At 74.6% G+C, this 13,012-nt stretch carries 11 protein-coding genes and 1 pseudogene; 4 read left to right on the plus strand and 8 right to left on the minus strand.

The window, feature by feature from the left end:
- Nucleotides 1-90 precede the first annotated feature (90 nt).
- Together IE182_RS03165 and IE182_RS03170 are read left to right on the plus strand one after the other, a co-directional pair.
- Nucleotides 91-1,362, plus strand: a complete 1,272-nt coding sequence (locus tag IE182_RS03165; protein WP_190108068.1) for an MFS transporter — start codon at nt 91-93, stop codon at nt 1,360-1,362.
- Between the two features lie 192 nt (nt 1,363-1,554).
- The gene (locus IE182_RS03170) at nt 1,555-2,010 is read left to right on the plus strand and encodes a carboxymuconolactone decarboxylase family protein (RefSeq protein WP_190108366.1); all 456 of its coding nucleotides are present in this window, start codon (nt 1,555-1,557) and stop codon (nt 2,008-2,010) included.
- Nucleotides 2,011-2,077: 67 nt separating this feature from the next.
- Here IE182_RS03170 and IE182_RS03175 read toward each other — a convergent pair whose 3' ends face one another.
- Nucleotides 2,078-2,809 (minus strand): SDR family oxidoreductase, encoded by a 732-nt coding sequence (locus tag IE182_RS03175; protein WP_190108069.1) that lies wholly within the window; start codon nt 2,807-2,809, stop codon nt 2,078-2,080.
- Between the two features lie 81 nt (nt 2,810-2,890).
- Nucleotides 2,891-4,726, minus strand: coding sequence for an asparagine synthase-related protein (locus IE182_RS03180; protein ID WP_190108070.1), 1,836 nt, complete (start codon nt 4,724-4,726; stop codon nt 2,891-2,893).
- 283 nt (nt 4,727-5,009) lie between these two features.
- On the opposite strand from IE182_RS03180, the gene IE182_RS03185 reads away from it, so the two are divergent.
- The gene (locus IE182_RS03185; RefSeq protein ID WP_190108071.1) at nt 5,010-6,662 is read left to right on the plus strand and encodes a long-chain fatty acid--CoA ligase; all 1,653 of its coding nucleotides are present in this window, start codon (nt 5,010-5,012) and stop codon (nt 6,660-6,662) included.
- 35 nt (nt 6,663-6,697) lie between these two features.
- Here IE182_RS03185 and IE182_RS03190 read toward each other — a convergent pair whose 3' ends face one another.
- The 6 genes and pseudogenes from IE182_RS03190 to IE182_RS03210 all read right to left on the minus strand — a co-directional run bounded on the left by IE182_RS03190 (nt 6,698) and on the right by IE182_RS03210 (nt 11,621).
- Nucleotides 6,698-7,240 (minus strand): SigE family RNA polymerase sigma factor, encoded by a 543-nt coding sequence (locus IE182_RS03190; protein WP_190108072.1) that lies wholly within the window; start codon nt 7,238-7,240, stop codon nt 6,698-6,700.
- A gap of 182 nt (nt 7,241-7,422) precedes the next feature.
- Nucleotides 7,423-8,247: a DUF1906 domain-containing protein gene (locus IE182_RS03195; protein WP_190108073.1), complete on the minus strand. Its 825-nt coding sequence runs from the start codon at nt 8,245-8,247 to the stop codon at nt 7,423-7,425.
- Between the two features lie 54 nt (nt 8,248-8,301).
- Nucleotides 8,302-9,468: a lipid-transfer protein gene (locus IE182_RS03200; protein WP_190108074.1), complete on the minus strand. Its 1,167-nt coding sequence runs from the start codon at nt 9,466-9,468 to the stop codon at nt 8,302-8,304.
- Nucleotides 9,465-10,034 (minus strand): MaoC family dehydratase, encoded by a 570-nt coding sequence (locus IE182_RS31780; RefSeq protein WP_229844566.1) that lies wholly within the window; start codon nt 10,032-10,034, stop codon nt 9,465-9,467. The genes IE182_RS03200 and IE182_RS31780 overlap by 4 nt, the downstream gene beginning before the upstream one ends.
- Nucleotides 10,035-10,046: 12 nt before the next feature.
- A pseudogene (locus IE182_RS31785) lies at nt 10,047-10,961 on the minus strand (bifunctional MaoC family dehydratase N-terminal/OB-fold nucleic acid binding domain-containing protein); the annotation flags it as partial.
- Between the two features lie 348 nt (nt 10,962-11,309).
- Nucleotides 11,310-11,621: a hypothetical protein gene (locus IE182_RS03210; RefSeq protein WP_190108075.1), complete on the minus strand. Its 312-nt coding sequence runs from the start codon at nt 11,619-11,621 to the stop codon at nt 11,310-11,312.
- 511 nt (nt 11,622-12,132) lie between these two features.
- Here IE182_RS03210 and IE182_RS03215 point away from each other — a divergent pair.
- Nucleotides 12,133-12,792 (plus strand): GGDEF domain-containing protein, encoded by a 660-nt coding sequence (locus tag IE182_RS03215; protein WP_190108076.1) that lies wholly within the window; start codon nt 12,133-12,135, stop codon nt 12,790-12,792.
- Nucleotides 12,793-13,012 lie beyond the last annotated feature (220 nt).

The raw sequence follows: 13,012 nt of genomic DNA on the forward strand, positions 1-13,012 counted from the left end.
AGTAACCAACTATTTGGTTGACATCCCCCGCCACGCACTGCCACTTTTAACCAACCAGTTGGTTGCAACTCAGGGGGAGCACCCGCACCGATGACCGCCACCCGTCAGGAACAGTCCGTCGCGCCCGCCGGCACGTCCGCCGACCCCTCCGCCGGCCTGCCCACCGGCCCCTCCTCGGGCCGGCCGGCCCGCGCCGAACGCCGCAGCGGCCCGTTGCTCGCCGTCATCGCCCTGTGCACGGCGGTCACCGCCGCCAACATCTACCTCGCCGCCCCGCTCCTCGGCCTGATCGCCCGTGACTTCGGGGCCTCCCCCTCGTCCGCCGGCTGGATCGCCTCCATCGCCCAGCTCGGCTACGCCGTCGGCCTGCTGTTCTTCGCACCGCTCGGGGACACCGCCGACCGCCGCCGGGTCGTGGGCGTCCTCTCCACCGTGGCCGGTGCGGCCCTGGTCGCCGCCGCGTTCGCCCCCGGCCTGCCCGCCCTGGCCGCGGCCGTGCTGGTGGCCTGCGCCGCGACGGTCGTACCGCAGCTGCTCGTACCGCTCGTCGCCGAACGCGCCCCGGCCGACCGGCGCGGACGGCACGTGGCGGCGGTGGTGGCCGGGCTGTTCACCGGCATCGTCGCGGCCCGGGTGCTGGGCGGGCTCGCGGGTCAGGCGTTCGGCTGGCGCGCCGTCTTCCTCGGCGCGGCGGCGCTGACGGTCGCCGTCGGCCTGCTGACCGCGGCCCTCCTGCCCGCGGAGACCCGCCCGCGCGCGGCCGCCCGTCCCCTCAAGGCGATAGCCGGGATGCCGGGCCTCCTGGCCGCCTCGGCCGACCTGCGGGCCGCCTGCCTGCGCCAGGGCGGCCTGTTCGGCGCCTGGAGCTCCCTGTGGACGACCCTCACCCTGCTCCTGACGACGTCCGGCCCGTACCACCTCTCGCCCGGCACGGCGGGTCTCTTCGGTCTCTTCGGCCTCGTCTCCACCGCGGTCGCCCCGGTCTCCGGCACCCTCATCGACCGCTTCGGCCCCCACCGCGTGATCACCACCGCCTACGCCCTGACGGCGCTGTCCCTGCCGCTGTTCTGGCTGGGCGGCCACGCCCTGTGGGCGCTGTGCGCCGGCGCCGTCCTCATCCACGCGGGCCTGATGGCCGGTCAGGTCGCCAACCAGACACGAGCCCTGGCCGCCACCGCGAAGCCCGCCGCGGCCAACACCGCCTACGTCGTGTCCGCCTTCATCGGCGGTGCCTCCGCCTCCGCGCTGGCCGGCCCGGCCTTCAGCCACTGGGGCTGGAGCGGCGTCTGCGGCATCGCGGCGGCCTCGGTGGCCCTGGGCTGGGTGGGCAGCGCCCTGGCCTCCCGCACCCGGCAGGCGTGAGCAACGCGCCGTGCGCGGCCGGGGACCGGACACGCCGACCGGTGCCGGGCATCCGGGCCCGGCACCGCGGACGCGGGAAAAATATTTTTCCGCGTCCGCGTCACATCCTCGTGTCGCGATCCGTCAGGTGAGTGACGGACACGAAAGAGGGTGGCGCGACGAGCGCGGCCCGGCCACCAGGAGGACATGACCGTGAACGCCCGGATGAAGAACCCCACCGAGGTCCTGCCCGACGCGATGAAGGGCGTGCAGAACATCTTCAAGGCCGTGCACCAGGGCGGCGTGCCGCAGGCGGTCCTGGAACTGGTCCACCTGCGCGCCAGCCAGATCAACGGCTGCAGCGCGTGCGTGTACGGGGGCGTGGCCAGTGCCAAGAAGGCCGGGGAGACCGACGAGCGGCTGCACGCCGTCGCGGCCTGGCGCGAGGCGCCCTTCTTCACCGACGCCGAGCGCGCCGCGCTCGCGCTGGCCGAGGCCGCCACGCGGCTCGCCGACCGGTCCGGGGTGCCCGACGACGTCTGGGACGAGGCCGCCGACCACTTCGACGAGCAGCAGCTCTCCGCCATCATCCTGATGGTCGCCCTGACGAACTTCTTCAACCGCCTCAACGTCACCGTCCAGGCGCCCGCGGGCCAGACCTGGAGCTGACGGACCCCCACCGGGGGGCACCGGCCGGCCGCACCGGCGCCCCCGGACGAGGTGCCGGAAGAAGGGCTCAGGCCGCGTGGCCGCCGTCCACGGCGAACTCGGCGCCGGTGACGTAGCGCGCCTCGTCGCTCGCGAGGTAGGTGACCATCGACGCCACCTCGTCGGGCGTGCCGAACCGGCCGAGGGCGGTCATCGCGCTCTGGCCCTCGGCGTACGGGCCGTCCGCCGGGTTCATGTCGGTGTCGACCGGGCCCGGGTGGACGATGTTCGCGGTGATGCCGCGGCCGCCCAGCTCCCGCGCCAGCGCCTTCGTCAGCCCCGTCAGCGCCGCCTTGCTCATCGCGTAGAGGGTGCCGCCCGGACCGGGGACCCGCTGCGTCATGCAGCTGCCGATGGTGATGATCCGCCCGCCCCGCGGCATCAGCCCGGCGGCGGCCTGCGCGGCCAGGAAGCCGCCGCGCACGTTGACGGCCAGCACCCGGTCGACGTCGGCCGGTACGAGCTGGTCGATGGGGCCGAGCACACCGACCCCGGCGTTGTTGACCAGCACGTCCAGCCGGCCGAAGGTCTCCGCCGTCCGCCGCACCGCCTCGGCGGGGGCCACGGCGTCGCCCGCGTCGGCCCGTATCGCCAGGGCGCGCCGGCCCCGGGCCTCGATCCCGCGGACCACCGCCGCTGCCGCCTCCTCGTCGGCCACATAGGTGATCGCCACGTCCGCGCCCGCCGCGGCCAGCCGCAGTGCCACCGCCGCGCCCATGCCGCGGCTGCCACCGGTCACCAGAGCCGTCTTGCCGTTCATGATGCTGCCCTCCCTGAACTGGTTACGCATTCAATGAAATCGGGAGGGGTGGAGCGGTGCTGGCGGGAATCGGACCTGGCGTCACGGCGCGGGGAGCAGCGTGCGCAGCCACGCCTCGCAGGCCAGGGTGGGTTCGAGGGTGAGCAGGGACTCGACGGTGGGGTGCGGGGCGCGCAGGGCCGCGCGGACCGCGGTGTCGTCGACGAGGCCGAGGCGGGCGAGCTCGGAGCCGTCGAAGAGGGCGAGCAGGGCGCGGCGGTGCCGGCGGAATCCGTACAGGGCGTCCTCGTCGTCCGGGCCCCGCCGCGCGGGGCGGGCGCCGGGCCCGTCCGGGAGCAGGTCGCGCACGGCCTCGGCCAGCAGGGGTTTGCGGCGGTGCGGCGCGGCGCGCTCGTGGGCGGGGACGGCGAGGGCGGCTTCGATCACCCGGTCGTCGAGGCAGGGCGCGGCGAGCCGGATGCCGTGGGCGGCCGCCAGGCGCGTCGCGTAGCCGACGGCGGCTCCGGCCCGGCGGATGCGCTCCAGGGTGCGGTGGGTGCCGCGGTCCGGTGCCAGGGGTTCGTACGAGGCGTCGATGAGGACCTCCCGCGAGGTGTACACCGCGTCGGCGGTGACCCAGCCGGGCATGCGGAGCTCGGCGGTCCAGCCCAGCTGGGGCCGGTCGGGACGGGGCGGCGCGGAGGTGAGGCGGTCGGCGCCGTGGGTGAGCCAGGCCGGGAAGTCCTTGGAGTCGGCGACGGCCCGCCACGTCGCGATCAGCGGCCAGCGTGCCTCGGCACGGCGCTCCCTGAGGTGCCGGACGGCGATGCGGGGGTGTGTACGGGCGAGGGTGTGGAGATGGGCCGCGGGCGGGGTGAACAGCTCGTCGCCGCCGTGGCCGCCGAAGTGCAGCCGTGATCCCCTGGCCGCCATCTGGCGGGCGGCCTCCTCGAAGCGGGCGGCCGCCCGGACCCAGTGGGCGGGCTCGGCGGGCAGGACGCCCGTCCCCCGGTCGAGGCCCGCGTACAGCGCCGGGGAGCGGTCGTGGCGCAGCAGCACGTGCTCGTCGCCCGCCCCGGGCGGCTGCCCGGCCGCCTCGTCGTCGGCGCCGCGCCGCTGCATCCGTACGGTGATCAGGCGGCGGTCGGGGGCGGCCGCCAGGTGGGCCACCGCCGCGGAGTCCATCCCGCCCGAGTCGTCGGCGCTGACCACGCCGCCGGCGACGCGGCCCCGGGCCCGCACCGCCGCGGCCAGGGCCTCGCGCAGCAGCGGCGCGCCCTGGTCGAGGGACAGCAGCGGTTCGGGAGGCTCCCACCAGCGGGCGGTGCGCGCCGTGCCGTCGGGGTCGACGATCAGACAGCTGCCGGGGGCGACGGCGTCCACGCCGCGCCACAGGGTCCTCTCCCGCAGCGGGTGCGGGACGCCGGGTCTCATCAGGCGCAGGGCCAGCAGCCGTTCGTCGATGTGCGCGGTCGTCGTACGGGCCAGCGCGTCGGGGCGGTCGGCAGCGACCGTCACCCCGGCCACCCGGGCGCGGTACACCGACCGCACCCCGGCGACGCCGCCCTGGATGCGCACCCGGCCGCCCGCGGACGCGAGGAGGTGGGCGCTGCCGGGCAGGCGGCGGGCGAGCTCGTCGAGGCCCGTCACGTCCCTCAGTCTGCCGGCGGCGGCCTTCAGCTCGGCCCGGGCGAGGGGGCAGTCCCCGATCACCGCGATGCGGGTGCGTCCCGCCGTGGCCACCGCCACCGCGCCGTCGGGCCACCGCCCCACGAGCCACGGGCGGCCGGAGGCGTGGCCGATGACCCGCGGCCCGGGGGCGCGCAGGGCGGCCAGCGCCGCGCGCCCCGCGTCGCCGTCCGGGAGGACGAGGAACGCGACGTCGGCGGGCGGCGCACCGACGGACGTCCCCCCGGCCGTATCGGTGCGCAACTCCATGCGGCGTTCCTCCCGTTCCTGTCGGCGCCACGGGGACGCCACACGGTGTTAACGGTAAGTAGTCACGTGAATGCGGTACAACGCCCGCGGGCGGCGCCCCGAGTCTCGTCGTGCACCACGTTCACTCACGCGCGCCCCCGGCGCACGCGTTGCGCCAACATTCCCCACCGTTCCGGAATGTGGCGGACTCATTTCCTCCGGGTAGTGACTTACCGCCGGATACGCAAGCAGAATCACCGGGAACTACCCTCGCGTCACGACGCGCAGAATGGGGAGGCCCCCGGTGCAGAGCACGATGCAGGACGTACCGCTGACCGTCGCACGGATACTGGCCCACGGGGCGCGGATCCACGGCAGTGCCCAGGTCACGACCTGGACAGGCGACGGCGCGCCGCAGCGGCGCAGCTTCGCCGAGGTCGGCGGGCGGGCCACGCAGCTCGCGCACGCGCTCCGCACCCTCGGAGTGGCCGAGGGCGAGCCCGTCGCCACGCTCATGTGGAACAACGCCGAGCACGTGGAGGCTTACCTCGCGGTCCCCTCCATGGGCGCCGTCCTGCACACCCTCAACCTCCGCCTCCCTCCCGAGCAGCTCGTCTGGATCGTCCGGCACGCCGCCGACCGCGTCGTCCTCGTCAACGGCTCGCTGCTGCCGCTGCTCGCCCCGCTGCTGCCGCACCTGGACTGCGTCGAGCACGTCGTCGTCTCCGGCCCCGGGGACCGCTCCGCGCTGGCCGGCGTGCGCCCGCAGGTGCACGAGTACGAGGACCTCGTCGCGGGCCACCCCGCCGACCACTACCCCTGGCCGGAGCTGGACGAGCGCCAGGCGGCCGCGCTCTGCTACACCTCGGGGACGACCGGCGACCCCAAGGGCGTGGTCTACAGCCACCGTTCGATCTACCTCCACGCGATGGAGGTCAACGCCGCCGCCTCCTTCGGGCTGACGCCCGCCGAGGTCTGCCTGCCCGTCGTGCCGATGTTCCACGTCAACGCCTGGGGCCTGCCGCACGCCGCGTTCATGGCCGGCACGTCGCTGCTCATGCCGGACCGCTTCCTGCAGCCCGCCCCGCTCGCCGACATGATCGAGTCCGAGCGCCCGACCGTGTCCGCCGGCGTGCCGACGATCTGGCAGGGGCTGCTCGCCGAACTCGACGCGCGCCCGCGCGACATGACCTCGCTGCGCACCGTGATCAGCGGCGGTTCCGCCTGCCCGCCGTCGCTGATGAAGGCGTTCGAGGAGCGGCACGGGCTGACGCTCGTCCAGGCGTGGGGCATGACCGAGACCTCACCGCTGGGCTCGGTCGCCTTCCCGCCGGCCGGGCTGAGTGGCGAGGAGGCGTGGCCGTACCGCATCACCCAGGGCCGGATGCCGGCGTCGGTGGAGGCCCGGCTGGTGGGCCCGGGCGGGGACGTCCTGCCGTGGGACGGCCGGTCGGCCGGTGAGCTGGAGGTGCGCGGGCCCTGGATCGCGGCCGCCTACCACGGCGGCGCGGACGGCGAGCCGCACCGCCCGGAGGACAAGTTCAGCGGGGACGGCTGGCTGCGCACGGGCGACGTCGGGACGATCTGCCCGGAGGGCTTCCTGACCCTGACCGACCGGGCGAAGGACGTCATCAAGTCGGGCGGCGAGTGGATCTCCTCGGTGGAGCTGGAGAACCACCTCATGGCCCACCCGGAGGTCGCCGAGGCCGCGGTGGTGGCCGTTCCGGACGAGAAGTGGGGCGAGCGGCCGCTGGCCGTGGTGGTGCTCAAGGACGACTCGGCCGTCGGCTACGAGGGCCTGCGGGCCTTCCTCGGCGAGCGCGTCGCCCGCTGGCAGCTGCCCGAGCGCTGGTCGCTGGTGGCGACGGTGCCGAAGACGTCGGTGGGCAAGTTCGACAAGAAGGCGCTGCGCCGGAGTTACGCGGACGGCGAGCTCGTCGTCACGACGCTGGGCTGAACCGGCCGGCCGGGGCGGCCGCCGCAGTGCCCGCCTCAGGCCGCCGCGGCGAGCTCCGGGTCCTCCCGGAGCTTGCCCAGCGCGCGGGAGACCGCGCTCTTGACCGTGCCGACGGACACCCCGAGCAGCTCGGCGGTCTGGACCTCGGTCATGTCCTCGTAATACCTGAGGACGACCATCGCCCGCTGCCGGGCGGGCAGCCGGTGCACCGCGCGCCACATCGCGTCGCGCAGCGCCTGCTGCTCGGCCGGGTCCCCCGCCGGGGTCTCCTCGCGCTCGGGGAGCTCCTCGCAGGGGAACTCGTCGACCTTGCGCTTGCGCCACTGCGAGGTGCGGGTGTTGACCAGCGCCCGGCGCACGTAACCGTCGAGGGCCCGGTGGTCCTCGATGCGGTCCCAGGCCAGGTACGTCTTGGTGAGCGCCGTCTGCAGCAGATCCTCGGCATCGCACGGGTTCGAGGTCAGCGAGCGGGCGGTGCGCTGCAGAGCCGTGCCCCGGGCCCGTACGTACGAAGAGAACGACGGGTACACGGCGGCGGTGGATGCGCTGGTGCACACAGGCGTCGTAAGAGCTGTCATGCCTCAACGCTAGGAGCGGACGCCCTCCCGGCGGATCGGCCGCAGGTGCCGAAGCACCGTCCGCCTCAGGTCGTACCCCGGGGGACCGCCCCACCTCCTATAGGGGGAGACCCTCGTCGACCGGGCGGGAACGGACGGAACGGGCGGAACCGGCCGCGCCGCCGGCTACGGACCGCAGGCCGTCACGGAATGACCGCCACCGGGGCGTCGACGAGGTTGCGGTCGATGGTCAGCTTCCGGCCGCCGTGGGTCTCGCTCACGTTCCCCGCGTACTGGTGGATGCGGCGGTGCGGCGTCCACGCCTCCGAGGAGAGCACCTGCTCCTTCTCGGTGGAGGCGGGCACCCGCCAGCGGGCGAACCACAGGATCTCCGGCAGGTGGGGCACGCCCGCCCTGCGGGAGAGCTCCATGTGCCGCACGCCCGACGCGGCGCTGCTGTAGAAGCCGGGCAGGTAGCCGTAGCGGGTGACGGTGCGGCTCCACGCCTGGATGAACGTGAGGGTGGTGTCGGCGCAGTCGTAGTCGGAGTAGTCGTACGCCTCCATGTCGAGGTAGAGCGGGCTGCCGGCCGCGATGCCGAGGGTCCCGGCGCTGTGCGCGGCGTCACGGCCCTCGTCGCTGCCCTGCCCGTAGGGGTCGTCACCGATGGGGAAGCCGTCCTTGGAGGCGGCACGGACGCAGGGCGACTGGGAGCCGACGAAGACCGGCAGGATGCGCCAGCCCAGGTCGCGGGCGCCGGTCAGCCACCGCTTGCTGAGGTACTTCTGGTGCGGGCAGGCCCGCGCCCGCCCGCCGTAGTAGACGCCGACGGCCCCGTAGCCGGAGGCGGACCCCCACGCGCTGAGCGTGGTCAGCGGCGGGGCCTGGCAGGTGTCGAAGCCGCGGCCGCGGTAGACGAGGGGCCCCGCGACCGGTGCAGCCGTGACGGGCACGGGCTGGGTGACCACCTGGGCCAGCGCCGCCATCAGGGCGACGAGATATCCGATGATCTTTCTCCGTCGGTGCATACGGCCGAGTCAAGGGGCCGGAAGACCGGCGCTATGCGGTGACACGCCCTGGTTTCATCCGTCTGCGCCGAGAATCAGCCCCGAGGTGGGAACACCCGTCCCTGCGGTGACGAGCACGTGCCGGACGCCCGCCACCTGGTTCGACGAACTGCCGCGCAGCAGCCGCACCGCCTCCGCGACGCCGTTCATCCCGTGCAGGTACGCCTCGCCCAGCTGACCGCCGTGGGTGTTCAGCGGCAGTGCGCCGGCGGCGACGAACGCGCCCGCCCCGCCCGGGGCGCAGAAGCCGAACTCCTCCAACTGCATCAGCACGTACGGCGTGAAGTGGTCGTAGAGGATCGCCGCGTCGATGTCCGCCGGGCGCAGGCCGCTGCTCCCCCACAACTGCCGGGCGACCACGCCCGCCTCGGGCAGGCGGGCCACCTCGCCGCGGTAGAAACCGGTCATCTGCTCCTGGCCGCGGCCCGCGCCCTGCGCGGCGGCGACGACCACGGCGGGCGGGTGCGGGAGCGCACGGGCGCGGTCGAGGGAGGTGACGACGAGCGCCTGCCCGCCGTCGGTCTCCTGGCAGCAGTCGAGGAGCCGCAGCGGTTCGGCGATCGGGCGGGAGGCGGCGTGGTCGGCGAGGGTGATGGGCCTGCCGTGGAAGTACGCGGCCGGGTTGCGCGCCGCGTGGCGGCGAGCGGTGACGGCGACGTGGCCGAACACCTCGGGCGTCAGGCCGTGGACGTGGAGGTAGCGGCGGGCCGCCATCGCCACCCAGGAGGCCGGGGTGAGCAGGCCGAAGGGCAGCGCCCAGCCGAGCGCCACGCCTTCCGCGGAGGGCTCGCGGCGCGCCACCCCGGCGCCGAAGCGGCGGCCGGAGCGCTCGTTGAAGGCGCGGTAGCAGACGACGACCTCCGCGAGCCCGGAGGCGACGGCGAGGGCGGCCTGCAGGACGGTCGCGCAGGCGGCGCCGCCGCCGTAGTGGACGCGGGAGAAGAAGGACAGCTCCCCGATGCCGGCCGCCTGCGCGACGGTGATCTCGGGGCTGGTGTCCATGGTGAACGTGACCATGCCGTCGACGTCCCCGGGCCCGAGGCCGGCGTCGGCCAGGGCGGCCCGTACGGCCTCGGCGGCCAGGGCCAGTTCGCTGCGGCCGGAGTCCTTGCCGAAGTCGGTGGCGCCGATCCCGACGACGGCGGCCCGGCCGCCGAGGGCCCCTGAGCGCCGGGCGCTCACGCCCGCTCCCCGGGGAGGGACAGCGTGACGGTGCCCGTGACGTGACGGCCGAGGCTGTTGGTGCCGGTGATGCCGACCTCGGCGATGCGTTCGTCCGCACATACGGAGTTAATAGTTCCGGTCATGACGAGGGTGTCGCCGGGGTAGTTGGGCACGCCGAGACGGATGGCGACCTTGCGCAGGACGGCCTCCGGTCCGAAGTGATCAGTGAGGTAGCGGCCGACGAGACCGTTGGTGGTGAGGATGTTCATGAAGATGTCCGGGGCACCCTTGGCGCGTGCGGCCTCCGGGTCGTGGTGCACGTCCTGGTAGTCACGCGAGACGAGGGCACCGGCGACGATGAGGGTGCGGGTGACGGGGACGGTGAGCGGGGGCAGCTCGGTGTTGGGGGGCGGGGTGTCGGGGGGCGGGGTGTCGGAGGGCCGGCTGTCGGGGGGCGGGCTGTCGGAGGGCCGGCTGCCCGAAGGCCGGCTGTCGGAGGGCCGGCTGCCGGGGGACGGGCTGCCGGGGGACGGGCTCGTGCGGGAGCCTCCCCCGCTGGGGGGCCGGCTCGCGCGGGGGGTCACTTCCGCCGGGCCGGCTGCCCGGAAGACGGGCAGGTCCTGGCCGTCCGCGCGGACGAAGTCCAGGGAGACCGGCATCCCGATGCGCACCCGGTCCGGCGGTACGCCGGTGACGTTGCTGATCATCCGTACGCCTTCGGCGAGTTCGATCAGCCCGACCGCGTAGGGGCCGTCGAAGCCCGGCGCGAGCGGGTGGTGCATGACGACGTACGAGTGGACGGTGCCGGCCCCGCTCGCCGGGACGGCCGTCCACCGCGGGCTGCCGCACGCCCCGCACCCCGGCAGCCAGGGGAAACGCAGCCGCCCGCAGGCGTCGCACCGCTGGATCAGCAACCTGTGCTCGGCGACGCCCTCCCAGAAGCCGGCGTTGTCGCGGTTGACGACGGGGCGAGGACGCGCGGCGGCAGCAGAGGGCGCGGGAGGCGCAGGGGACGCAGGGGACGCAGGGGCACCGGCGGGCTTGGGGTGCGGGGCGTATTTCAGGATCCGGAAGCGATGGATGCCGGCGAGCTCGCCGCCGGCCCGTATCTCGGTGCGGGTGGTGACGAAGTGGCCGGCGCCGAGCCGGGTCTCCTTGCGCGGCGTCACGGATTCGATCACGCCGTCGAAGGTGATCACATCGCCGGGCCGCAGCGGCCGTACGTACTCCTGCTCGCAGTCGGTGGCGACGACGGCCGTGCAGCCGGCCTCGTCGAGCAGCGCGAACAGTGCGCCGTACGCGTCCGTCCGCCCGGCCGCACCGCCGCCGAGGCCGCCCAGCGTCCACGCCTGCAGCATGGTGGGCGGGGCGACGGGGGCGGCCCCCGCGTAGGCGGGGCCGGTGTCGCCCATGGCCTCGCACCAGTGCCGGATCATGGGGGCGTTGACGGGGTCGCGGCCGCGCCCGGAGAAGGCGGGCCGGCCTTCGTACGCCTTGAGCCGCTCGTACAGGTCGCTCACCGGGACTCCTCGTACGGGGCGTGCGCGCGGACGGGCATGCAGCCGGGCATGCAGGCGTGCGCACGGACGGGCATGCGGGCGGCACGGGACGGCGGAACACGGCACGGCAGATACATATCTGACTGTCCGTCAGCTCCATGGGTGAGTCAAGACCCGCACTCGGCGCGGGGCCGACACCGGCGCCCCGCGCCCGGGGCACAAAAAGCCGCGCGGCGGCACCGGAGTGCCGCCGCGCGGTTCGTACGACCCAGTCCACTCTCACCACATCTCCCGGCGGCGCCCCGGGGGGCGGGGGCACTCGCCGGGAATCGCCGGGGGCTCCCCGGCGTCAGCCGCCGGTCACCACAGGTTGGTGAAGGTGATGCGGACGTTGTCCTGGCGGATCGCCGTATGCCCGTGGCCGATGACGCTCGCGGTATTCGCCTGGTTCGTCGCTCCGGAGCCGGTGGCCTGCTGCAGCGTGGTGGTGCTGTTGCCGTAATTCTTCCCCCCGACGCCGCTCCCCACGATCCCGGCGGCGGCCGCGTTCGACCCCCGGTTGGCGAGCTGACCGCCGTCGTCGGCCTGGGCCGCGCCGGCGAAGAGCAGGGCGACCATCGGGAGCGCCGCGAGGGCGGCGAAGAGGCGGGCTGCGGTGCGGGTGCTTGCCATGTCGATTCCTCCACTGGAACTACGAACTACCGGACGTTGCCAGGGGGTTGGCCGACCGCCTTGGCGCTTCGTTTCGACGTCGCGCCTCCAGATTTGCCCACCGAATCTCCACCGAACCCCCCGTCTGTCCTCATTCCCTCGCAAGCATGACACCTCGCCCTTAAACCCCTGCCCCTCCCAAAAGAGGCGTATCGGGGCCCACTCGACACCCTCACGCCCCCTGCGCACCAGGCGACGAACCGTTTCAGCAGAAACCCGGTCCACGTTGCCCGCCCAGCCGGTCATCCGTGGACTTCGCGACTTCCGGGCCGTCACCCGCGCTCCCGCCCACCGGAAACGGGGACGTCCTGCATGACGGCCCGGTCCACCGCCCGGACCCACCCGGCTCCGCCGGGGGTCACGACGGCGCGACCGGGCCGCTGCTCGGCCGGGTCGCGGAGCTCCGGTTGCTCATGCGGCCCATTTCCTCCATGAGCAACAGCAGTTGCCCGGAATCACAGGAAGGTGCTCGATGAACCTCATACTCCAGGCCCTGCCCATCGCCGCCCCGACCGCCGGCTGGGCCGTCCACGCCTGCCTCCTGGGCCGACGCCTGCGCAGCGCCCGCACCGACCGCCTCACGGGGCTGATGCGGCGCGAGGAGTTCACCGCCCGGGCGCCGCGCGCCCTGCGCCACCCGCACGCCGCGGTCCTGCTGCTGGACCTCAACGGCTTCAAGCAGATCAACGACACGCACGGCCACGACGTGGGCGACCAGGTCATCGCGGCCGTGGGCCGGCGGCTCGCGCAGTGGTGCCGGGAACGCGGCGGCTTCGCCGCGCGACTGGGCGGCGACGAGTTCACCGCCCTGGTCCGGCTCGCCCCGGAGGCCGACGCGGACGCCGAGATGACGTACCTGTCGGCCCGGCTGTCGGCGCCCCTCGACACCGGCCGCGTGACCCTGGCGCCGCGCGCCTCGATCGGCCTGTGCCACACCGGCCACCGCCCGGGCGCCGGCATCTCGGACCTGCTGCGTGGTGCGGACGAGGCCATGTACGCGGCGAAGCGGTGCGGCGACCACTGGCGCCCCGCCGGAGCCGCCGATGCCCACCGCACCGCTCGCGTCCGCCGCCCCGGGCGGCCGGGCCAGCATCTGACCCTGCTCACGCCGGTGTGGCGGAAGGCGTCGTAGTGGATGCCCCGGCTGTCCCCAAACAGCCGCGGCGTGCCGGGCGGCTGGCCACCGCCCGGCGTACGACGCCCCGGGGCCGGAAGCGGCCCCGCCGACGGACACCTCGGTCGAGGTGCGCGCCGGCTTCTGTTGATCTTGAAATGGAGGCTAACGAGCGGCTTGCCCGTGCCGGAAGTGCCCGGAGGGCCCCAAGACGCCCCTGATGCCGGACCGGGTCGGC

This window comes from Streptomyces cinnamoneus, from assembly GCF_014650495.1.
GTDB lineage: Bacteria > Actinomycetota > Actinomycetes > Streptomycetales > Streptomycetaceae > Streptomyces > Streptomyces cinnamoneus.

What these genes read in the sequence shown, in the direction of transcription:
- IE182_RS03210 (WP_190108075.1), bottom strand. Translation starts at nt 11,621, where the DNA reads ATGGCAAGCACCCGCACCGCAGCCCGCCTCTTCGCCGCCCTCGCGGCG.
- IE182_RS03180 (WP_190108070.1), bottom strand. Translation starts at nt 4,726, where the DNA reads ATGGAGTTGCGCACCGATACGGCCGGGGGGACGTCCGTCGGTGCGCCG.
- IE182_RS03175 (WP_190108069.1), bottom strand. Translation starts at nt 2,809, where the DNA reads ATGAACGGCAAGACGGCTCTGGTGACCGGTGGCAGCCGCGGCATGGGC.
- IE182_RS03165 (WP_190108068.1), top strand. Translation starts at nt 91, where the DNA reads ATGACCGCCACCCGTCAGGAACAGTCCGTCGCGCCCGCCGGCACGTCC.
- IE182_RS03190 (WP_190108072.1), bottom strand. Translation starts at nt 7,240, where the DNA reads ATGACAGCTCTTACGACGCCTGTGTGCACCAGCGCATCCACCGCCGCC.
- IE182_RS03195 (WP_190108073.1), bottom strand. Translation starts at nt 8,247, where the DNA reads ATGCACCGACGGAGAAAGATCATCGGATATCTCGTCGCCCTGATGGCG.
- IE182_RS03215 (WP_190108076.1), top strand. Translation starts at nt 12,133, where the DNA reads ATGAACCTCATACTCCAGGCCCTGCCCATCGCCGCCCCGACCGCCGGC.